General features: G+C 61.7%; 21 protein-coding genes. 19 read left to right on the forward strand and 2 right to left on the reverse strand.

Annotated features, from left to right (window positions below):
* Positions 1-35 precede the first annotated feature (35 nt).
* The 13 genes from NZ746_11850 to NZ746_11910 all read left to right on the forward strand — a co-directional run bounded on the left by NZ746_11850 (position 36) and on the right by NZ746_11910 (position 14180).
* A complete protein-coding gene (locus NZ746_11850) occupies positions 36-281 on the forward strand; it encodes a hypothetical protein (protein MCS6818048.1) in 246 nt (81 codons plus the stop codon).
* A gap of 118 nt (positions 282-399) precedes the next feature.
* Complete coding sequence (locus NZ746_11855; protein ID MCS6818049.1) at positions 400-1227, forward strand: menaquinone biosynthesis protein; 828 nt, start codon at positions 400-402, stop codon at positions 1225-1227.
* 11 nt (positions 1228-1238) lie between these two features.
* Positions 1239-3422 carry an OmpA family protein gene (locus NZ746_11860; protein ID MCS6818050.1) on the forward strand — a complete coding sequence of 728 codons (2184 nt, stop codon included), beginning with the start codon at positions 1239-1241 and terminating at the stop codon, positions 3420-3422.
* A gap of 135 nt (positions 3423-3557) precedes the next feature.
* Entirely contained in the window at positions 3558-4163 is a 606-nt protein-coding gene (locus NZ746_11865) for a hypothetical protein (GenBank protein MCS6818051.1), read from the forward strand.
* A complete protein-coding gene (locus NZ746_11870; GenBank protein ID MCS6818052.1) occupies positions 4160-4849 on the forward strand; it encodes a type II secretion system protein M in 690 nt (229 codons plus the stop codon). Before NZ746_11865 ends, NZ746_11870 begins: the two co-directional genes overlap by 4 nt.
* Positions 4846-5922, forward strand: coding sequence for a hypothetical protein (locus NZ746_11875; GenBank protein ID MCS6818053.1), 1077 nt, complete (start codon positions 4846-4848; stop codon positions 5920-5922). The genes NZ746_11870 and NZ746_11875 overlap by 4 nt, the downstream gene beginning before the upstream one ends.
* Positions 5923-5965: 43 nt before the next feature.
* Positions 5966-6820 carry a type II secretion system GspH family protein gene (locus tag NZ746_11880; GenBank protein ID MCS6818054.1) on the forward strand — a complete coding sequence of 285 codons (855 nt, stop codon included), beginning with the start codon at positions 5966-5968 and terminating at the stop codon, positions 6818-6820.
* Positions 6821-6827: 7 nt separating this feature from the next.
* Positions 6828-8039 (forward strand): type II secretion system F family protein, encoded by a 1212-nt coding sequence (locus NZ746_11885; GenBank protein ID MCS6818055.1) that lies wholly within the window; start codon positions 6828-6830, stop codon positions 8037-8039.
* Between the two features lie 17 nt (positions 8040-8056).
* Positions 8057-9718, forward strand: coding sequence for a GspE/PulE family protein (locus tag NZ746_11890; protein ID MCS6818056.1), 1662 nt, complete (start codon positions 8057-8059; stop codon positions 9716-9718).
* An 82-nt stretch (positions 9719-9800) separates the two neighbouring features.
* Positions 9801-12170 carry a hypothetical protein gene (locus NZ746_11895; protein MCS6818057.1) on the forward strand — a complete coding sequence of 790 codons (2370 nt, stop codon included), beginning with the start codon at positions 9801-9803 and terminating at the stop codon, positions 12168-12170.
* Between the two features lie 17 nt (positions 12171-12187).
* The gene (locus NZ746_11900) at positions 12188-12667 is read left to right on the forward strand and encodes a prepilin-type N-terminal cleavage/methylation domain-containing protein (GenBank protein MCS6818058.1); all 480 of its coding nucleotides are present in this window, start codon (positions 12188-12190) and stop codon (positions 12665-12667) included.
* Positions 12642-13055: a prepilin-type N-terminal cleavage/methylation domain-containing protein gene (locus NZ746_11905; protein ID MCS6818059.1), complete on the forward strand. Its 414-nt coding sequence runs from the start codon at positions 12642-12644 to the stop codon at positions 13053-13055. The genes NZ746_11900 and NZ746_11905 overlap by 26 nt, the downstream gene beginning before the upstream one ends.
* Before the next feature lie 9 nt (positions 13056-13064).
* Complete coding sequence (locus NZ746_11910; GenBank protein ID MCS6818060.1) at positions 13065-14180, forward strand: hypothetical protein; 1116 nt, start codon at positions 13065-13067, stop codon at positions 14178-14180.
* Here NZ746_11910 and NZ746_11915 read toward each other — a convergent pair.
* Positions 14177-15175 (reverse strand): hypothetical protein, encoded by a 999-nt coding sequence (locus tag NZ746_11915; GenBank protein ID MCS6818061.1) that lies wholly within the window; start codon positions 15173-15175, stop codon positions 14177-14179. The genes NZ746_11910 and NZ746_11915 overlap by 4 nt on opposite strands.
* A gap of 207 nt (positions 15176-15382) precedes the next feature.
* On the opposite strand from NZ746_11915, the gene NZ746_11920 reads away from it, so the two are divergent.
* The 6 genes from NZ746_11920 (at position 15383) to NZ746_11945 (ending at position 21633) form a co-directional block, all read left to right on the forward strand.
* Positions 15383-16777 (forward strand): UDP-glucose/GDP-mannose dehydrogenase family protein, encoded by a 1395-nt coding sequence (locus NZ746_11920; protein MCS6818062.1) that lies wholly within the window; start codon positions 15383-15385, stop codon positions 16775-16777.
* Between the two features lie 19 nt (positions 16778-16796).
* Positions 16797-17597: a cyclase family protein gene (locus NZ746_11925; GenBank protein ID MCS6818063.1), complete on the forward strand. Its 801-nt coding sequence runs from the start codon at positions 16797-16799 to the stop codon at positions 17595-17597.
* Between the two features lie 2 nt (positions 17598-17599).
* Positions 17600-18796, forward strand: a complete 1197-nt coding sequence (locus NZ746_11930; GenBank protein MCS6818064.1) for a glycosyltransferase — start codon at positions 17600-17602, stop codon at positions 18794-18796.
* Between the two features lie 91 nt (positions 18797-18887).
* On the forward strand, positions 18888-19481 hold the full coding sequence (locus NZ746_11935) for a tyrosine-protein phosphatase (GenBank protein MCS6818065.1): 594 nt from the start codon (positions 18888-18890) through the stop codon (positions 19479-19481).
* Positions 19478-20308, forward strand: a complete 831-nt coding sequence (locus NZ746_11940; protein ID MCS6818066.1) for a hypothetical protein — start codon at positions 19478-19480, stop codon at positions 20306-20308. Before NZ746_11935 ends, NZ746_11940 begins: the two co-directional genes overlap by 4 nt.
* 20 nt (positions 20309-20328) lie before the next feature.
* Complete coding sequence (locus NZ746_11945; protein MCS6818067.1) at positions 20329-21633, forward strand: hypothetical protein; 1305 nt, start codon at positions 20329-20331, stop codon at positions 21631-21633.
* 79 nt (positions 21634-21712) lie between these two features.
* On the opposite strand, the gene NZ746_11950 is transcribed toward NZ746_11945, so the two are convergent.
* A complete protein-coding gene (locus NZ746_11950; protein ID MCS6818068.1) occupies positions 21713-22063 on the reverse strand; it encodes a DUF1992 domain-containing protein in 351 nt (116 codons plus the stop codon).
* Positions 22064-22068 lie beyond the last annotated feature (5 nt).

A 22068-nucleotide genomic window follows, 5' to 3' on the forward strand; every position in this document is an offset into this window, starting at 1 on the left:
ACATCTGGCCCTTGCGTTCGGCGAGAGGATGACAAATGTCGCATCGTCCCATCAACGTGCGGACCTATGCGGGGTATCGGGGAGAGCAGCGCCCAACGGCGTTTGAGCGCGATGGGCGATGGGTCTTGGTGGAGGAGATCATTGAGGAAGTGGTGGAGCTGAGCGAAGGGCGAGTCTGGAGGCGGTTTCGGGTTCGCGCCGAAGGAGGCCTTCTTCTCACTCTGCGGCGCGATGAGCGACTCGGCGCATGGTTCTTGGAGGAAGAGCGCAAGGAACGCTGAGCGCGATGCGTCTCCTCGATGGTGTCCCATGGTTCACGCCGTGCTTGCGAAATAGCAGCGATTCCCGTAGTATAGCGGGCGGGATGTCGAATTCGAGCGACAGAGGGAACGTGCGGCGGTGACGGAGCGGACGGAGAAGCCGGTGATCGCGGCCTCGACCTACTTGAATTCAGCACCTTTGTGCTACAGCTTCCTTCACGGGTCTCTTCGTGAGGCCGTTCTCTTTCTCCCTCACGCGGCGCCTTCGACCTGCAGCGAGCTATTGCGGGATGGTCAGGTGGATGCGGCCCTGATCCCCGTCATCGAGTATCAGCGGATCGAAAATGCAGCGGTCGTTCCTGGAGTCGCCGTCGTCTCCCCGCATGAGGTGCGGAGCGTTTTCCTCGCGTCGCGCGTGCCGATGGAGCGCGTGCGGCGCGTCGCGCTGGACATCTCCTCGCGAACTGGTGCCACTCTGACGCGCATTTTTTTCGAGCACTTTTTGGATCGTCGCGTGCAGTACATTCCCTGGCCGCCCGATGTGGACGCTATGCTCGCGGTCGCCGATGCTGCCCTTCTGATTGGAGATCCGGCCCTTCAGGTGCGCTATCATCGTTCGGACCTTCGCTTCTACGACTACGCGCGGCTGTGGCGGGAATACACGGGGAAGCCGTTAGTCTTCGCTTTTTGGGCTGTGCGAGAGGATCGTTGGAGGCATGGAGCGGTCGTGGACTTCCAGCAAGCGAGGGAGGAAGGGCTGCGACATCGGGATCAGATCATCGCGCGATATGCGGAGACGCTGCGCCTGCCGCTGGAGTTCCTTCGGCTGTATTTGGAGGAATCGGTCACGTACGACCTGGATGAGGAGGGAATCGCCAGCCTCGCGCTGTTTTACGATCTCGCGCATCGCGTGGGAGTGGTGAGTGACGTGAAGCCGTTGCGATTTCTCTCAGTGCGAAGCGGATGAGGAGGGGTGCCGTGAGGCGACGCTCGCTGTTGTGGCTCGTCGTTATCCTTTGGTGTGGCGTGCGCTCGATCGCAGGACAGCAGGCACCAGCACCCTCGCCCATGACCTCGACATTCGTCGGCGGATCGAGCACGGGATTATTTGGGACGTGGAGCGCGCGCACATTGCGTCGGGGCGAATGGACCTGGGGCGTCTTCTGGAACAACTTCGATCGGGACCCTGGGGACATTGATGTCAACCAGATCCCCGTGAATTTCACGTTGGGGTTGACGGATCGGATCGAGGTCTTCGGCACGATTGATTTCTTTCAGCAGGTGACGACGCGTCAGCCGTTCCTGCTGAGTGGCAGCGGATTCAATCTCGGGCGCCTGCGCTTCGGAGGGCCAGGAGCTGATCCCATTCGCGCCTTCGGTCCACCGCGAGGCGGGCGAGATGGAACGGCCTTCTTCCCGGGGACGAGTGCGCCGGGCGGAGGCATTCTTCCCGCCCTTGGGGCTTTGGCCTTTCGATATCCAGGATTCGGGCCGTTCGATCGGCCGAGCTATTACAACGACTTTCCTTTCTTCCCCTTCACTGATGAGAGCGGCCCGCGCATGTCCTCAAACGGATTGGGGAATTTCACGCTGGGGATGAAGGTGGGGCTCTCCGATCCCGATCGGCGCTTCGCGTGGAGCGCCGCAGCGCTGCTTCGGTTGCCATCGGCTCGCCATTATTCTGCGCTCGCTCATGGCCGCGGCGCAGGAGTCGTGGACGGGGGGGTGGCGCTGATCTTCAGCGAGACCTTTTGGGGGGAGCGCCTGCGTCTGCATCAAAACCTCGGATACATCGCCACGGGCAGCGTGCATCGAGGGGGGGTGAAGATCCTCGATCGCCGCGATGAGCTGCTGCTCAATGCCGGATTAGAGCTAGGGCTTCATCACTCGGTGATCTACACGGCCGAGCTGAACTCGAAGGTCTTCGTCGGAGGCGGGACGCCGAACCTGAATCCCGTGAATCCATTGGATCTACTCCTTGGCGCGCGGTTTCTGTTCAGCGAAGGGCGGATTCAACTCGGCGGCGGATGGCGCATGTTCCTGACAAACGCCGATCGGCGCGCCTTCTTCTCCGAAGATCCGATCTTGGTCACCGTGAATAAGGACGATGCCAATGGCTTTGTCATCACGTTGAGTCTTGGACGTCGCAAGGCGCGCCCGACGCCTCCGCCGCCGAATCGGCCTCCGGTCATCACGGCATTGGAAGCGGACAAGGAGCAGGTGACCGATGGCGAGCCCATCCAATTCACGGCCCGCGCGTATGATCCTGATGGCGACTTCCTCATCTACACCTGGGAGACGACAGCCGGACGCATCAGGGGCACCGGCCCAAGCGTCACCCTCGAAACCAGAGGCGTGAATCCGAACATCGGTGCGCCTCCCGTTCGCGTGACGGTAACGGTCACCGTGGACGATGGCCGCGGCGGATCGGATACGGCTAGTAAGACGGTCACGGTCTTGGCGCCCACTCCGCCACCTCCACCGCCTCCACCACCTCCGCCGAACCGTCCGCCGCGCATCGAAGCAATCGAGATCACCGTCGTAGGCACGCCTCAAATCGCCGGGCAGTTCACCGATGGCGATCTGCTCGCCATTCGCGCCGTGGCGACGGATCCGGACGGCGATCCGCTCTCCTACAGTTGGTCGTCCTCGCTTGGCGTGATCGAAGGGACGGGACCTGAGGTGCGGCTCAATACGACGGGCTTCACGGCGGGGCCGGGCGCGCCGCCGGTCTCGGTCACGATCGCGCTGCGAGTGGAGGATGGACGCGGGGGGACCGATTCCGATTCACGCACGATCCTCGTGCATTCGCTTCCGCGTCCGACGCCTATTCGGGCGGGCGAACTCTTCTTCCCACAGAATACGGCTCGGATCACCAACGAGCATAAGGCAGCGCTAGACGACGTCGCGGATCGGTTGCTCCGAGACCCGCGCGCGCGTTTGGTGATCATGGCCTATGCCGATCGTAGCGAAGTGCGAAACGTGGCGCGACGCCGAGCCGAGAACGCGCGGGCATATCTGGTCACGAGTCGGGGCATTGATCCCGCGCGCATCATCATTCGGGTCATTGGCGCTGCGCGGCCCCATCCGAGTGGGGAGCGCCGGATGAACCGCCGTCTGGAGTTGTGGATTGTGCCGGAAGGGGCTGAGATGCCTCGGTGATCCCCGAGGCGATCGCCCCTTCCATCGGACGATTCGCAAGGTCTTCTTCCCGAAAGGGAGAGAAATTTTGGAACTCTCTCCCGATGGAGGCGTCCCTTCTAATGGCCTGGCGAAAGTGGTATCATACAGGAGATGATGCGCGTGTGGATCAATTTGGCCAGCGAACCCTTCCGCAATCGCCGCGCCTGGATTGTGGGAGTTGGCCTTTTGGTGGGCGTATGCGTAGGGGGAAGCCTGCTGCTTGCGGCGCGAGCCCGGAATGTCGCGCAGCAGGCGGAAGCTCTGACGGAATTGGTCGAGCAGCAGGAGGGGGAGATTCGACGCCTCCGACAGCAAATCCCCCCGCCGGTTGCCCCGGAGCAACTCTCTCCTCTGGAACGTGAAGCTTGGCGCGCGGCCGCCGCGCTGATCGAGCGACGCGTCTTCCCCTGGTCCCGCCTTTTGCAAGACATCGAGCGAAGTCTCGGCGCAGATGCCCGTGTGACGACGATTCGCGTCGCCTCCGAGGAGACGGCTTCGGTGGATGTCCTGAATCCCGGGCGCGCCCCAGTTCGAGTCGCGCTCACGCTGATCGGCCGACGACTTGACGACGTGCTGCAGGTGATGGAACGGTTGCGCGCTTCCGGTCGCTTTCGGGACTTCCGGCCTAGAAAACAGAGCCCTTTGGAAGGAACCGAGGAAGTCGAATACGAGCTGGAGGTGACTTATTTCCCTGAGCCTCGCCACGGAGGGGGAGGATGAGCGCCGCGACCTTCGTGTTTCGAAATGGGCGCCTCTGGCGAGCGAAGCGGCTGGGCGCCATCGAAGGGTTCCTTTTGTTAGGCGCTCTGGCAGCGATAGCGACCGTTGGGGCCTTCTTCTGGTCCCTGGAACGTCACCAACAGCGGGTGGCGGAGTTGGAGCGACGATTCCGCGAAAATCAGGAGATGATCGCCTTGCTGCGACAACGCGTGGCCGCCGCACAAGCCGGTTCCCGAACAGAGGCGCCGACGCCTGAGGCGGTCCGCCGAAGCCTCCATCGCTTCGAACACACGTATCTCCCAGATTCGGATACCGGTCTCTCGCGAGTGCTCACCGAGGTCAATCGCATCGCACAGGAGAGCGGTGTCCTTCTCTCTTCGGACATCATGTTCAATCCGATGGAGGAGGCCGAATTTCGAGCGGGAACGGGCACGGCGGCACGGATGGGCGGACGCGGCTTTTATCCCGGACTGCGCCTGTCCTTCACCGTGAGCGGTGAATATGCGAGCATGCGCCGCTTTCTGGCGGCGCTCGAACGCAGTCCGCTTTTGCTGATCGTGGAGTCCTTGGCGTTGAAGAGTGTGGAGGAGCGCGCCACGGCGCGTCCGGCGGCAGCGTCCGGGGGCTCTGTCTCTTTGGAGATCACCATATCCGCCTATTTCCGGCGATCAGGAGGGGAATCGTGAAGAACGTGGACAAGAAGCGACTCGCGATCTTGAGCGCATTGCTTGTGATCTTAGCCGTCGTCTGGCTTCGAGACGTTGGATCCGATCCGGAAGGGACGGCGTTGCATCGGCCGAACCAGACCGTTTCAGCCGGCGGCAACCGGGTCGCGCGTTCATCGGCGCCGACCCCTGGCGGGAGCGCTCTGGCAGAGGAAGGCTTCCGACCACTCCCGCTCTTCGCGCTTGAAGAGCAGACACGACGCACGGCAGTGGAAGTCGGTCGCAACATCTTCGTGTACTACGTGCCTCCGACGCCAGTCTCGCCGAAAGAGCCCGCAGGACCGCCGCCTACGATTCGCGTGACCTCGCTCTCACCAGAATCGGTGTACGCGCGCACGGGGGATTTCGTCCTCTACGTGCGGGGGGAGTCTTTCCCCGAAGACGCCCGCATCGTCGTCAATGGGCGAGAACAACCGACTGAGCGTGTCAGCCCGATGGAGTTGAAGACGACCATCGGACGTCAATGGATCAGCGCGCCGGGGAAGCTGACGATCCTCGTGCGCAACGATCGCGGGGAGTTCTCCGCGCCCATGACGCTCGCCGTTTTAGAACCTCCGGCGCCCGAGTACAAGTACGTGGGCCGCATTGCTGATCTCGTGTTTCTGGCCAGTGGCGAGGATCGCTATGCTGTGCGCGTTGGTCAGCTTGTGGATCAACGACAAGGGAATCGTTGGCGCGTCGTCACTGCCTCGGACACGCACGTGACGATCCAAGACGTCCTTCTCGGCGTGACCCATCGCGTGGAGATGGAGACGACGCAAACGGCGGCGACAACGCCGGCACCTTCGCCGATGACGCCGTTTGAACGTCGGCGCTTTATTCAAGAACGCCTCCGCCAGCAAATGGAAGAGATGAGTCCTGAAGAAGAGGAGCCGCCCCCCGATCAAGTCCCGCCCGAGGAGCAGGAGTTATTGCAGAAGCAGCAGCCGCCACCTCAAGGCCCGTGGGGGCAGCCGATGACGCCCCAACAGATTCGCCAGCAGCTCCAGCAACAGCTTCAGCAATTGAGGAACCGGCCGAATCGAAATTGGTAGCATCATGATCCGCTCGCCTCGGCCGCGTATGGGAGGCAACCGAATGCGCGCGAGCGCATCCGCTCGCGGATACGCATTGTTGGCGCTGATCGCCGCGATGACCGTGATGGCAATCCTCATCGCCGGATATGTGCCGCATCTGGTGCGGCAGATGCAGCGCGAGCGCGAGGAGGAGATGCTCTTTCGCGGTCAGCAGATCGTCGAGGCCATCGCGCAATACGTCCAGATGACCGGTCGGTATCCCTCTTCCTTGGAGGAGCTAGTGCGTGGCTTCGTCATCCAAACGCCACGAGGGATGCGCCGCGTGCGCTTCCTTCGCCCTTCGGCCCTCATTGATCCGATGACCAACGAAGAATGGAAGGTCGTACGACCCGGCGATCCCGTGTTGCGGCGATTCGTAGAGGCCTACCTGGAGACCGTCGGGCAATCGGCCAATCCCATGCTCCTGCAGTTCCTGCAACCGGGCGCGGTGATCATGCTACCCGGGCGTCCGCGCTCGGTGCCGACGCAACCGGTGCGGCCGGGGCGTCGCACGAGGATGCCAACGCCGAGAACCGTTGCGCCCGATGCCACGGAGGGACTCGCGGAGAGTACGTTGACTTCACCCTCTGCTGTTCAGGAGGGAGGTGGTGCCGGGCCCATCCTCGGCGTCGTGAGCAAGAGTGAAAAGAAGAGTGTGCGCGTCTACTATGGCTTGGATCGCTATAGCGATTGGCCCTTCGTCTTCATCCCTGTTCTCCCGGTCGCCGTGGGAGAAGCGCGCGTTCGCGCCGTCATGAATCCGGTGATGTTCCCGAGCGATCCCTTGGCGCGCCTGCTGCAGGGCGGCGTCGTCGGTCCGCGCCGCGTGGTCCCGCAGCAGAGGCCCACGATCCAACCGGAAGCTCTTCGGAGGTGAGCACGGCATGGCCGAGTACGTGTTTCGCGTGGGCACTCCTTCGGGAGAGATCGTCCTTCGCAAGGTGGAAGCCTTGAGCCCGGAGGAGGCTCGACAGCGCCTCGAGCGCGAGGGATATCGCGTCTTCACCCTCGCGCAGCGCAGTAGGCCGACCTGGAGCTGGCGCTTCTCGTTCCGACGCATCAAGCTGGAGGATTTCCTGCACTTCAATCAGCAACTGGCAGCGCTCATCCGCGCTGGATTGCCGATTCTACACGCCATCAGCATGCTGGCCCGGCGGCAGAGCCATCCCGCTTTGCAAAGCGTGCTGCGCGACATCGAAGATCGCATTCGCGAAGGCACGCCGCTGTCGCAAGCTTTCGCATCGCGGAGCGACGTCTTCCCTCGCTTATATATCGCTGCGATCCTAGCCGGCGAACGATCGGGGAATCTCGATGAAATGCTCTCGCGCTACATCGCCTATACGAAGCAGATGGTCGCCCTCAAGCGACGCGTGCGCGCAGCGACGGCCTATCCTATCTTCTTGCTCATCGCGTTGATTCTCTTGGTCGCCGTGATGACCGGATTTGTGATCCCGCGCTTCTCGCTCATCTATGAAGATTTCGGCGGCGAGTTGCCCACGATCACGCGGATCGTCTTGGCCGTCGGCTACGGCGTGCGGGAGAACCTCCTCTGGGGCGTTCCGGCACTTGTCGCTCTGTTCATTGGTTTGGTGCTTTGGCGGAAGACCGAACGTGGACGCGCGACGCTCGATGCCTTGGTCCTGAGGCTACCCATTGTCGGGCCGATTGTGCGCGACCTGGCGGTGGCGCAACTGGCGCGCAGCCTGGCGACGCTCCTGCAAGGGGGGATCACACTCGTTGAATCATTCCGCGTGGCGAGCGAGACGCTCACTAATCGCGTGCTCGCCCGTTCTTCGGGCATCGTCCTCCGACGCATCCAGGAGGGGCAGGCTTTCGCCGATAGCCTGGAGCAAGCCGGATGGCTTCCGCCGCTGGCGATTGACATCGTGCGCGTCGGCGAGCGCGCCGGTAGCCTCAAGGAGATGCTCGATGAGCTGGCCAATTTTTACGATGCCGAGCTGGAGGTGCGCTTCAATCAGGTGACGACGCTCATTCAACCCATTATGCTCGTGCTCATGGCGGGATTGGTGACTTTCGTACTGCTGGCCATGTATCTGCCGCTGTTCACCTTCATCTCGACATTAGGCGCGAGGTGAAGGGGGAGGGAATCGCCATGGCAGAGAACACGAACGCTTACTTTGAAGCGTTGAGCGCGAAGAATGGAACGGCCGTGACAACGGCCACGGATCCGTTCATCGAGGAGCAACGCGCGCGTCGCTTGGCCGAGCGATATCGGCTTCCGTTCCTCGATCTGACGCGCGTGCGCATGGATCAGGAACTGCTTCGGCTCCTGCCCGTCGAGTTGATGGTGCAATATCGGTTCGTGCCCGTGCGCCGAGAGGGAGATGCGCTGCTGGTGGCCGTGGCCGATCCAACGGATCTCGATCGGCTCGATGAGATTCGCCTTCGGTTGAAAGAGAAGGTGCGGTGGGCTGTGGCGACGCCATCGGCCATCGAAGCCGTCCTCACGCGCGGCGATGCCTCGCAGCGCGTCTTGGACGAGACGACCGAGCATCTGCGCGTGGCGCTCGTGAAGGAGACCGAACAAGGGGAGGAAGATCTCGATCTGGATCGCCTGATGGGCGATCGCGAGATGAGTCCTATTGTGAAGCTCGTGGATTCAGTCATCCTCACGGCCTTGGAGCGACGCGCGAGCGACATCCATATCGAGACGCAGGCGTCCGAAGTCGTGATCAAGTACCGGATTGACGGCGTGCTCTATCCGGCAGGGCCGCCCATTGACATCCAGCACCATCAGACGATCATCTCGCGCATCAAGGTCATGTCGGAGCTGGACATCGCCGAGCGGCGTATTCCGCAGGACGGCCGATTCCGCGTGCGCGTGCGCGGCCGCACGATCGACTTCCGCGTCTCGATCATGCCGACCATTCACGGCGAGGACGCCGTGATCCGAATCCTCGATAAGGAGCAACTCAGCGAGAAATTCCGCGATCTGCGCTTGGATGTGCTCGGATTTGATGCCGAGACGCTGCGGAAGTTCCGCCATTTCATCCGCGAGCCATACGGAATGATCCTCGTCACCGGCCCGACCGGCTCGGGCAAGACGACGACCCTCTATGCCGCGATCAATGAGATCCGAACCGGTGAGGAGAAGATCATCACGATCGAGGATCCGGTCGAATATCAACTGAAGGGGGTGACGCAAATTCAGGTCAACGAGAAGAAGGGGCTCACCTTCGCTCGCGGCCTGCGCTCGATCTTGCGTCACGATCCCGATAAGATCATGGTCGGCGAGATCCGCGATCCGGAGACGGCGCAGATCGCCATCCAATCGGCGCTCACGGGACATCTCGTCTTCACGACCGTGCACGCGAACAACGTCATTGACGTGATCGGACGATTTCTGAACATGGGCGTGGAACCCTACAATTTCGTCAGCGCGCTCAACTGCGTGCTCGCGCAGCGGCTCGTGCGCGTTCTCTGCCCGCAGTGCAAGCGCCCGTATACGCCGAGCGATCAGGAGCTACTCGATTCCGGGCTGCCGCCGGAGCGCTATCGGGCCTATACGTTCTACGAGGCCATCGGGTGCGAGCATTGCAACTGGACCGGATACCGCGGGCGCACGGCCATTCATGAGCTGTTGGACATGACCGATAACATTCGCGAGCTGATCATCGCGCGGCGTCCAGGCTCAGAGATTCGACGCGCGGCCCAGGCCGAAGGGCTGCGCACGTTGCGCGAATCGGCCGTTCAAAAGGTGCTCGAAGGCATCACGACGCTGCGCGAGATCAATCGCGTGACGTTCGTAGAGTGAGCGGTCGAAGATGGGCCGAAGCGCGAAGAGGGATCTTCGTGCTGGATCGGCGCAAGAAGTTTCAGTGCGGAGGGAAAACGTTATGAAGCGGCGATCGCTGTTAGTGAAACGCGTGGGGACGTTCGCCCTGCTCCTGGCGACCCTTTGGAGCACGCCCGCTCCCGCATGGGCGGGGTCCAAGGGGAAGAAGTACTTCCAAGAGGGGCAAAAATTGGAAGCGGCGGGGAAGTTCGATCAGGCGGCGGAACAGTACCTGCTGGCGCTCTCGGAAGCGAACCGGCCCGAGTATCACATCGCCTATCGCCGCGCGGCGCTTCAGGCGTCGCTCATCTTGACGCGGCGCGGTCGCGAATTGATGGAGGCCGGGCAATATGAGGACGCCTATCACGCCTTCCGCCGCGCCTACCAGTTCGATCAAACCAACGAATTGGCGCGCGAGCTGGCGCGCCGTGCGTTGGAACTGGCGCAGAAGGAGGGGAAGGACGTCTCCGTGCCCACGAATTCGACGTTCGGATCGCCTGGACCTCCCGAGCTACAGGCCGGGCGCGCACGACCCGAGCTTCCGCCCGAGCCGCCGCAGGAAGAAGCGCGACAGGACGTCATCTTTCGAGACGATTTGAGGGCGATCATCGCACAGCTTGGCCGCCAGCTCGGCTTGAACGTGCTCTTCGATCAAAGCGTGCCCGAGGGACGACGCGTCTCGATCGAGTTGCGAAACGTCACCAAAGCGCAAGCGCTGGATGCCATCCTCCTCAGCCATGGGCTCTTCTTCCAGCCCATCAGTGACAATACGATCATCGTGGCCCTCGATCAACCGGCTAATCGCAATCGCTTGCAGCAGACGAGCGTGCAAACCTTTTATCTGAGGCATGCCGATCCCGTACAGGTGCAGCAACAGTTGGCGCCCATGGCCGGTCAATTGCGCGCGCAGATCGTGCTCAATCAAGATTTGCGAGCCTTGATCGTACGCGCGACGCCGGAGAACCTCAAGCTCTTCCAAGAGATCATCGAGAGCATCGACAAGGAGAAGCCCGAGGTGATGATTGACATCAGCATCTACGAGGTCGCGCGCAACGATCTCATCGAGATCGGGAACCAGTTGCTCTACGATGGTTTCTTCACCACCGCGCCACAGGGACCGATTCGTCCGGGCACGTTGAACCTCCTCGGGGTGACGATGGGGCAGATCATCACCGAGCAGCGGTTGGCGCTCGCCATCCCCACGAGCATCATCCGCTTCCTGCAAACGCGCGGTCGGAGCAACTTGATTGATAGTATTCAAGTGCATGCTCTGGATGGGCAGCAGGTGACGGCGAACATTGGTCGCCAGATTCCCATTCAAACGGCTTCGATCCCAACCTCGTTCGTGAATGTCGCCCCGACGCAGCCGGGGCAACAACCGGGTGGGCAACTGCCGGGATTTCCTGGCAACATCTTCGGCTTCGGCTATCCGCAAATCGAATATCGGCCCGTCGGGCTGAACGTGACGATCACGCCCACGGTCTATAGCGACGAATATGTGAAGCTGGAGATGGAGGTGGAAACGTCGGGGTACAATGAAGGGCCGACGAGCCTGACGCCCGTCTTCACGACGCGGAAGTTGAAGAGCGTGGCGACTGTCCGGACCGGCCAAGCGGCGATGATGGCCGCTGTCGCGCAGAAACGCGATGAGCAGGGGCGCACGACCATCCCCTTCCTCGGCTTCTTGCCCGTGATCGGGCGATTCTTCAGCATTCCCAAGCAAACAGGCAACACGACGGACATCCTCATCACGGTGACGCCCCATATCCTGCGGGCGGCTTCGATCGAGGAGCGAGATCGGCTGGCACGGTTGGCTGGGACGCTGCAGAGTCAAGGCGCGAGCTTGACGATCGAGCGCTTCCTGGAGCAAACGCGGATGTCGCAGATGGGCGCGTCCCCTCATGGCGTCGCCCGAGCCGTGAGTCCGGAGGAGAAAAAAGCACCCGAATCCACGGCGACGCCGCCATCGCGGACCGAAGCTCCCAGTGTCACTCCGGCTCCTGGGGCGTTGGAAGGGGAACCAATCCAGCTCTCGCTGCAGATGAGCACGGCCACGCCGCGAGCGGGCGAGTGGGTGCAAATCGCGCTCTTCATCAATGGCAGAGAGGAGATTCGCGAAGCGACGGTAGCGCTCACCTACAATCCGCAGATGCTGCGCTTGGTCAATGTGGCCGATGGAGGGGCGCTCACAAGTAGCGAGGCTCCAGCCGAAGTCCGCACGCAGCACGATCCCAGTGGAAAGATCATACTCACCGTGCGAGCGACCGGTTCGGCACGCCCCGCACGAGGACGTCTGGCCGTTCTCCTCTTCGACGTCTTGCAGGGTGGCAGCTCGCAGCTTGAGGTGGACGCCACCGCGACGCGATTCGTCACAGCCGACGGTCGAACCGTGGGAGGCAAGGCCGTGCCGCTGACGGTCGCCGTCAGATGATTCCGGAGAGACGTTGTATGCGAGAGGGAGGACGTCGGCACGCTCAGGGGTTCACCCTCTTGGAGCTGATCCTCACGATCGCCATCCTGAGCATCTTCACGGCAGCAGCCATCCCGATTGCGCGCAATGCCGTTCAGCGGCAGCGCGAGGTCGAATTGCGTCGGGCGCTTCGCGAGCTGCGTACGGCCATTGATCGCTACAAGCGCGCGTATGACGCTGGGCTCATCAGCCGATTGGAGACCCAGGCCGAGACCGAGGGGTATCCCCCCAATCTCGAAGTGCTCGTCAATGGCGTGCAACTGGCCGGAAGTCCGGATCGGAAGATACGGTTCCTGCGGCGTATCCCTGTGGATCCGATGACCGGTCGCGCCGAATGGGGGTTGCGCTCGACGCAAGATGAACCGAACGCTCGTTCTTGGGGCGGGCAGAATGTGTTCGATGTTTATTCGCTCAGCGACGGAGTTGCGCTGGATGGGACGCGATATCGCGATTGGTGAGGCTCGCACTCCGCGAGGCTTCACCTTGCTGGAAGTGATCATCGTCCTGACGGTCGTGGCGATCTTAGTCTCCGTCGCTATTCCCGCCTACCAACGAGTGATCTTGCGCGCGCGCGAAGCCGTGCTCAAGCAAAACCTGCATTTGCTGCGGAGCCAGATCGAAGAGTTCGCCGCCGACTACGGCCGATATCCGGAGTCCCTGCAGGAGTTGGTTGAGAAGGGATACTTGCGCGAGTTGCCGTTGGATCCCATCACGGGATCGCGCGAGACGTGGGTTCCGGTCCCGGAGGATCAGCCACTTTCGGTCGAGGGAAAGGTGGGGATCCGGGATGTTAAGAGCGGAGCCGAAGGGCTCTCATCCGAGGGGACACCTTATAGCGAATGGTGAGCGAGCACGATGATGCGTAGAGTCTTCTCCGCACTCCCCGACCGCATGCGCATGTTCTTCATGGCGCCTGTGTTGCCGCCGACGGCGTTGGCCCTTCGATCGCGCGAGATCGTCGTCGTGGAGGTGCGACAGCGGCGCGGGCGCCTCTTCGTTCGTCGCGCTGCCGTCGAGCCCTTGGGAGAGGGAGTGCTCGAACCCGCCTTCGAGGGGAAGAATGTACGTGCGAGGGAGCCGTTGCTTCGTGCACTGGAGCGCGCGAGGGAAAAAGCGGGAGTGCGCTATGCGCGACGATGGGCGGTGACGTTGCCCTCGGCGACGTGCCGGGTCTTCTTGTTGGAGCTTGAGGACGCGCCGAAAGCGAAAGACGAGCTGGCCTCCATGATCGCATGGAAGATCGAACGTCTCGTTGGAATCTCAGCCTCCGAGTTGACGATCGCGGTTCAACGATTTCCCCTCCGACGTCAGAGGGCGTCGTCGAACGCTTCCTCTTCCGAGCGGGAAGTCGTCGCGCAAGGCGAGCGATTCCTGGCCGTCGCTGCTCGCACGGATGTGCTCAGCGCTTATGAAGAGCTCCTCGTGGAGGCGGGACTCCATCCCGGATTCATCGTCCCGAACAATTTAGCTGAGAGCGGTTGGATGGCAACGCTCCCATCGGATGAAGATGCGGTGCTCATCTCCGTGGAGGGGGACTGGCTGACGCTCTTTTTCACGCGACGTCGAGAGCCCCTGGCCGTGCGCGCCATTCATTGTGAGCCGGGAGCAATGCTCGACGAGATCCACCGTACGCTCGTCTACTATCAGGATCGGTTGAGCCGCTTGGAGAGAGAGTTGAAATCCCCATCTGTCGAGAGCACATCTTCAGAGGCGGCACCCTCGTCACCAGTCATAGAGAGGAGCGCGCGGCTTCGCACGATCGTTGTCGTCCATCACAATGAAGAAATGGGAGGGACGCCCTCATCGCTCGCCCGAGAGATCGAAAGTCTATGCGCGGCCCTCTTCTCCACGGAGGCGGCCCCCACGGTGTATTGCTTGAACGAGCACGCTCTCGAACAGGAGTCGAACTGGCGTCTCTCTCAGTTGGCGGCTCCTCTGGGGATAATCGCGTCCTCTCGAATGCGGGGCTAGAGGAGGCGGCCGTAGGAATACACGAGGCGGAAGCCCAGCTCTCGCACGCGCTCCTCTACTTCTGGTCGCGCTCGACGGCAGAAGCACACGGGGAAGACCTCGCCCTTCAGATGCTCCCGCGCGCGTTCCACCAGTTGGGCGAATCGTTCGACCTCGCGCACCGTCAGGTTGTATTTGGCTTCGCCCACAATCCAAATCACCACATCGGGCCGTCGCGGATCGTGCGCTCGCCCGAAGATGTTGATCTCCTCCATCTCATCGTTCCATTTCTTCCACGTCCGCTCCAACGGCTCAACGTCCCACCCCAGCTCTCGCTTGAGCACATCGTGAAGCACAATGTACGCCATGTCTTCCAGATCCGCACCCAATGTCTCGCTGATGGCGCCGAGCTGTTGGGCCAATTGCCGCATGGTCCTTTGCATACGCACTTGTTCCTCGAGCATTTGCTGCTGCGTCTCCACCACTTGAGCGACGATTTGCTCAAGGCGCTCGAGTCGCTTGATCGCCTCGGCATGGGAAGCCGCGAGCGCTCGTAGTTCTTCTTGCGTGCGTGCCTGGGCCTCAATCAACTGCGCGACGATCTCCTCTAGCCGTGCAGTTCGTTCCTCCAATCGTCCAACGCGCTCCTCCGTTCGCGCTTGAGCCTCAGCGAGCTGTGCGACGGCCTCTTCCAATCGTCCGACACGTTCCTCCGTTCGCGCTTGGGCCTCAGCGAGCTGTGCGACAGCCTCTTCCAATCGCCCGACACGTTCCTCCGTTCGCGCTTGGGCCTCGGCCAATTGGGCGACCACTCTTTGCAGGTTCCTCAGGGCAGTAGCTATCTCTTGGACGACGCCATGAAGTGCGCGCAGGTCTTCCCGAAGAGCGATCTCCGCTTGTCGCTCCGCCATTCGCTCGAAGACCTCCATCAAGGCGTCGGCCACCGATTTCTCAAACGCCCGCTCGAGCCGAGCGCGAATCTCTCTGCGTTCTTCGGGGGTCAGCCCATTCGGCATGTCCTCCTCCCCGTGCGATTCGCGAAGAGGTATTCTACCATGAGGAGGAGAGATGGGAGAAGGAGCCCATTGCTTCGACAAAAACGCGTTGCTGTACGCCGCGCGTCGAAGAAGTGGGAGGGAAAGGTTTTGACGGAGAATCGGGCGAGTGCTATAGTAGTCAACCTTTGATCCTGCGTTCGGTCCGATAGAGTCATGGGGGAGAAGATGCACGTCTGTGTGATCGGGACAGGATATGTGGGATTGGTCACGGCCGCTTGTCTGAGTCACATTGGGCATACCGTCGTGGGCGTGGACGTGGATCGGCGAAAGATCGCGAGATTGCGCGAAGGTCTCTCGCCCATTTACGAACCCGGTTTAGAACGTCTCTTGCGCGTTCAAATGGATGTGGGAGGACTCGCGTTCTCGGAAGATGCCGAGTCGGCGATCGCGAAGGCCGACGCGATTTTGATCGCCGTTGGTACCCCCCCGCGTGTAGATGGACACGTGGATCTCCGCCACATTGAGGCCGTCTTGCAGACGCTCAAACGCGCGCTTGAGCGCGTGGCCGACCGCGCGACGCGCCTCATTGTGAGTAAGTCGACAGTCCCTGTCGGAACAGCCCGATGGATGGCTGAATGGTTTCGGACCTCATCGTTCACGGGCCAGGTGCTCGTGGTCAGCAATCCGGAATTTTTGCGAGAGGGGAATGCATTGCACGATTGCCTGTACCCGGATCGGATCATCGTCGGCGCAGAGGATGCGAGAGCGGTTCCCTTGGTGCGACAGCTCTATCGCCCGATCCTGGAGCAAACGTTCCCAACGCCGGATTATATTCCCCCTCGTCCGGAGGGACTGCGGCGTGTGCCGCTCCTGTGGATGGATTGGAATAGTGCCGAGATGGCCAAGTACGCCTCGAATGCGTTCCTCGCTCTCAAGATCAGTTTCGCCAACGAGATCGCCAATATCTGCGAGCGCGTCGGTGCCGACGTGGCGCGCGTCATGGAAGCTGTGGGGCTCGATCATCGCATCGGCCCGCATTATTTGCGGGCGGGAATCGGATGGGGCGGCAGTTGTCTTGGAAAGGATCTCATGGCCCTGATTCGATCGGCGGAGCAGGTCGGCTATGATCCGGCTTTGCTCCGCGCTGTGCAAACGACCAATGCCTATCAACGTCGCGTTGTAATTGAGAAGCTCCGCGCCGTGCTTGGGTCTCTGAAGGGGCGCACGATCGGGCTATTGGGATTGGCCTTTAAACCAAACACGGATGATATTCGCGATGCTCCGAGCATGACGATCGCGCGGGTGTTGCAAGACGAAGGCGCGCGGGTCAAGGTCTATGACCCGGTTGCCATGGAGAACGCGAAAGCGGAGCATCCCGATCTCGCGCTCTCATATGCGACTGATCCGATAGACCTCGCGCGTGAGTGCGATGCCCTTGTTCTCGTCACCGAATGGGAGGAGTTTCGTCAGCTCGATCTCGCTGCGCTTCGACGCGTCATGCGAGGCGATGTTCTTTTGGACGGGCGCAACCTCTTCGATCCCGAGCGCGCGCGTCGGGCGGGATTCACTTATCTGGGGATGGGGCGTGCTCTCTCCATCGCTCGCGCGCACAGCGAATGAGTCGGGAGGGAACCGTTCTATGAGGAAGAGGACGTTCGCCGCCGCTCTCCTGACGCTCGCCGCTACAGTTGCGGCCGCGCCGTTTGTTGCGGCGCAAGGTCGCGTGGAGCGTGTGCTGGCCGGACGCGGACGCGTCGTGGATTTGACGCACCGCCTGAATCCGACGATCCCCTACTGGCCAGGCGAGCAGTATCGGCCTTTCGAGTTCCGCACCATCGCGACGTTGGAACGCGATGGCGTCTTCTCTGGCTTCTTCGCCATGCCCGAACACATGGGGACGCATGTGGATGCTCCCAATCACTTCGTGGCCGGTCGGGCATCGGTGGACCAACTTCGTCCGGAACAGTTGATCGCTCCGGCTGTCGTCATTGACGTGCGGGAGAAGGTCGCCCGCGATCCCGATTATCAGCTCACGGTCGAGGACATTCGGCGATGGGAGCGGCGCTATGGACGAATCCCTCGCGGAGCTGTTGTGTTCATGCGCACAGGATGGGATGCGCGGTGGGAGAATCCGGAGGCGTATCGAAATCGAGATGCTCAAGGGGTGATGCATTTCCCTGGGTTCTCGCCGGAGGCGGCGGAATTCCTCGTTCGCGAACGGCGGATTCACGGCATCGGCATTGACACGCTCAGCGTGGATTTCGGGCCCTCGAAGGACTTTCGCGTGCATCACATCATGCACGGAGCGGGGAAGTATCATCTGGAGAACGTCGCGCGATTGGGTCTACTGCCTCCTCGTGGAGCGATCATCATCATCGGCGTGCTTCCGATCGAGGGAGGATCCGGCGGACCGGCGCGCGTCTTCGCGCTCTTGCCCTGACGATGTTCTGGCCCGTGGTGGCGCTGGCAGCCGTGCAGAGCTGGGGATCCCTGTGGGTCGGGATTCGATATTGGAACTATGTGCGGGAGCACTTGAACGCAGATCCGCCGCCCTATTACCCCCCGGCTGCTGTGATCGTTCCGTGTCGCGGCGTGGATCCCGAGCTTCGCGAGAACGTGCGCGCGCTCCGGCAGCAGGAGTATCCCGAATACGAAGTGATCTTCGTCCTCGAATCGCATGCTGATCCGGCCTACGCCGTCATCCGAGAGGTCATCGAGCGGGAGCCGGGAGCGCCGGTCACGATCCTCGAAGCTGGGCGGGCGCGCGACTGCGGCCAGAAGGTGCACAACTTGCTCGTTGCCCTGGAGCATCTCGAAACGCGCTCAAGCGGAACGAAGCCCGAAGTCTATGTCTTCACCGACAGCGATGCGCTGCGCGATCGCTACTGGTTGCGGCATCTGATCGCCCCGCTGCGTGCGCTCGAGCTGGGGGCGACGACCGGGTACCGATGGTACATCCCAACAGGGAGCCTGGCCTCGCTCTTGCGCTCGCTCTGGAATGCGCCGATCGTGACGGCTCTCGGCCCTCATCCTCGCAATTTCGCTTGGGGGGGATCAATGGCGCTACGACGCGAGACGGCTGATCGCATTCGCTTGCGCGAATATTGGCGGGGAAGCGTCTCAGACGATTATCGGCTGACGGAAGCCCTTCGACGCGCTGGCGGATCGGTGGTCTTCGTCCCGCAATGCTTACTCCCGTCATTGAGCGAATGTTCACTGCGCGACGTGTTGGAATTCACTACGCGTCAGATCATCATCACGCGCCGATATGCTTTCCATCTCTGGGCGTTTCTTATGCTGGGCACGAGTCTTTTCCTGACCGCCTTCTTCTGGTCAGGCGCTCGTGCCATCGCTCAGTTCGCTTCAAAGGGAGAGGCGACTGAACCAGTGCTCGCTTTCCTCGCCATCTATGTTCCAGGTGTTCTAAAGGCAATGGTGCGCACGTATGCTATCGAGCGCATCCTCACTGCTTATCGCGAGCAATTGCGTCCGTACCGCGCGGCACATTGGTTCCTTTATCCATTGGCGAGCATGCTCTTCTTCTACAATTGCCTGATTGCTGCCTTCTCGCGCCGCATTTCGTGGCGCGGCATTCGCTACGAATTGCGCGCTCCGGATCACACCATCGTTCTCTCGTGAGGACGCGAAAGCACGCGCGACGATTCGCGGGGCGAGGGGATGGGTTGGAGGAAGGCGGATTTTGTGCTATGTTTTCCGCCGAGCTTTGACTTTGAGGCGACGACGTCAACGGGGAGTGCGGATGAAGGCGCGCGTGAGACAACTTTGGTGGATTTTTCTCCTCTTCGCTGCACTCCCATGGGCCTGGCCGCAAGAGAGAGCGGCTCTCCCTGGACTGCCGCGCTTCGCGCGGGTCGCTGACGGCCTTTATCGTTCGGGGCAACCGAGCGAGACGGGATTTCAGTATCTCGCCCAACTGGGGGTGAGGACGGTGATTGACCTACGCGGACCGGGCGAGCGCGCCGCGCGCGAGCGAGCGCTCGTGGAATCGCTTGGCATGCACTATGTGAACATCCCCTTGAGCGGATGGCGGCCCCCTCGGGATGAGGCCGTTCTCCACGTCCTGATGCTTCTCGCCGATCCTGCTGCTCGTCCCGTCCTCGTCCACTGTCGTCGTGGAGCCGATCGCACGGGCGTCATTATTGCGCTCTATCGCATCCTCTACGAGGGTTGGGATCCCGAGCGCGCCTATCGCGAGATGCGCGCCTTCGGCTTCCGATGGTATTTGCGGGGAATGAAGCGATATGTGTGGGAGGCGCCGGAACGATTGCGAACTTTGATGGCCGTGCGAACCCTTCACCCATGACGATCAGCATCGCCATGACGGTGGTCCTTCCTCATGCGCCGATCCTGATCGGCGCCGTGGGCGGCGAACTGGTGCGTCAGGCCGCTCCCTTGGTGAAGGCGATCGAGTCCCTGGCGCGCGCGATCGCGCATGTGAATCCGGAGACGGTCGTCCTCGCTACCCCTCATGCTCCTGTCGCGTTCCACGCCTTCGGCATCCACCTCGGGGACGTCTTGCGTGGCTCGTTCGCTCATCATGGGCTTCCGTCACTCATCCTTCAGTTCGAGAACGATCTGGCGCTCGTGGACGAGATCATCAGCGAGGTCCTCGATCATCGGATGCAGGTCTTCGAGATCCCTGAGGGAGCGCCCCTCGATCATGGAGCGCTTGTGCCCCTCTATTTCCTTCGCGAAGCGAGATGGCAGGGCCGCCTCGTGGTCCTGGGCAGCTCTTATCTCCCCGATCGCGACCATATCAGCTACGGACGATGCGTTGAACGTGCGGTGCGCGCGCTCGGACGTCGCGCTGTCTTCATTGCCAGTGCGAACCTGAGCCATCGCTTGAGCAAGACGACTCCCTATGGCTATCACCCTCGCGCCGCCGATTTCGACCGCGAGATCGTCTCCTCCTTGGAATGCGGAGATCTCGCTCGGCTCTCTCAAATCGAGCCCGAGCTGCGCGATCTCGCCGTCGAATGCGGCCATCGTCCGATCTTGATCGCGGTCGGAGCGGTTGCAGAGACTCCATTTCAGCACCGCGTCCTCGCCTATGCCCATCCCTTTGGCGTCGGCCACGTGGTCGCCGTCCTTGCCGATCACCGCCAGGGAGAGTCTGCGTTCGCGAGATGAATGACAATCGGGAGCTGAAGATGCGACGAAGATCGGTTGGGATCACCCTGTCGCTTATTGCGGGACTTGCGGCGCTCGGACTCCCGTCGAAGGAAGAGCCGCGCGCGGCGAAACGTCAAGAACCGACGCTCGAGTTAGCCCACCTTTCGGTGAACGATCATGAGGACATCGTGTACACGACTCCCGAAGGCATCTTCTTGAAGAGCGGCCCGCGTCCGCTTCGGCTTGTAGCAGTCGGTGAAGAGGCGCCGATGACACGTGGCGCTCGTTTCCGAGCGTTCGGTCCCCTGCGGATCAATCGGCGGGGAACTGTGGTGTTTCACGCTACCGTAGACGGGGGTGAGATTTCAAGCGGACTCTTCGTCGTCCGAGCCCGCGCGCGCGCTCGTCCCCTCGTGCTCGCTGGGCAACCGGCACCGCAGACGCGTGGGTACTTCTCCGCCTTTGAGCGGTTGGAACTCACGGATCGCATCCGCGTATTCGGCCTCCTGCCGGTCCCGGAGACGGAAGTCGTCGTCTTCCGAGCCCTCGTCCGTGAGGGAGAACGAACGCGAAGCGGGCTTTTCTTCGTTCTCCTCGCGGGAGGAGATGTGGGTGCTCTCGTCCTTCAAGGACAACCCATCGGCGTTCGTCGGGGACGCTATCGCGCATTCGGCGATTTCTCCACGCTCTCCATTGACGCTTTTCCGTTGGGGACCGTGCGCATCGCCTTTATCGCAGAGTTAGAGGGAGACGAGGCGTCAGAGGGAATCTTCCTGATGACGCTCTTTCCCCAGCTCAGCGAATTCGCCCGACCGATCGCCCTTTCTGGAGAGGATGCTCCGGGAGGCCCAGGCCTTGGACGTTTCGACCAATTTCGCTCCGTCTCGTTGAACCGAAACGAGCTGGCTTTCGTCGCGACTCTGACCGGCGAGCGCGCTAGCGAGGGAATTTTCCAAGCGATCACTGTCGGTCCCCTCGTCTTCTTCCAGTCGAAAGTCATGCAAGGAGGCAACGTTCCTTTCGGTCCAGGGCGCTTCGAGCGCTTCGGCGAGTTGAGCAGCAATAACCAGGAGCAACTCGTCTTTCGCGCGACAGTCGTCGGGAGGGACGCGCCCGAAGGGCTCTACCTGGTCAGCTTGGGACCGTTGACCATCACCACGACGGTCGCCGAGATCGGCGATCGGGCTCCTGAGCGAGATGGCCGAATTGCACGGATCGGCGAGTTCGTCTTACTCGAAAATGGCAAGACTTACTTCCAAGCCTCGCTCACTGATGGGGATGCGCGTGAGGCCATCTATATCGGCTCAGCGCGGCGCATCTTCCCAACAGGAATTCAGCGCTGAAACCGGCCACGATAGAAGGATGACGCTCCTCACGTCGCCGCTCATCGAAGAATCGCACTAGGGATCGAACAAGAGCGGCTCATGGGAGCCACTCATTCGATGGCGTAGTCTTCATCATCACATTGATCTGCAAGACGAGCCAGCGGATCTCGCGGGCGAGGCGCGCCTTCTCAGTCAAATCTTTCGCGCGAGCGAATTCTCGCCGCAGCTCGGTCAACTCGCGGTGCAGCGAGAGTTCGAGGGGAGCGAGCCCGGCGTTCTTCAAGACCTTGTTCGCCAATCGCCGTTCGGGCGGCTCCAGAGGATCGCAAGAGAGGTCTAAGGGTCGCCCTTTGAGTGAGAGGTTATCAAGGGCTCCTTGTTCGATCGCCTCCGCGATCTTTCTCTCGGCGATGAGTCGAAGAACGTCTATCCCTTCAGCCTCCATCATCGATC

The sequence above is a fragment of the Blastocatellia bacterium genome (genome assembly GCA_025055075.1).
In the GTDB taxonomy this organism is placed as follows: domain Bacteria; phylum Acidobacteriota; class Blastocatellia; order HR10; family HR10; genus HR10.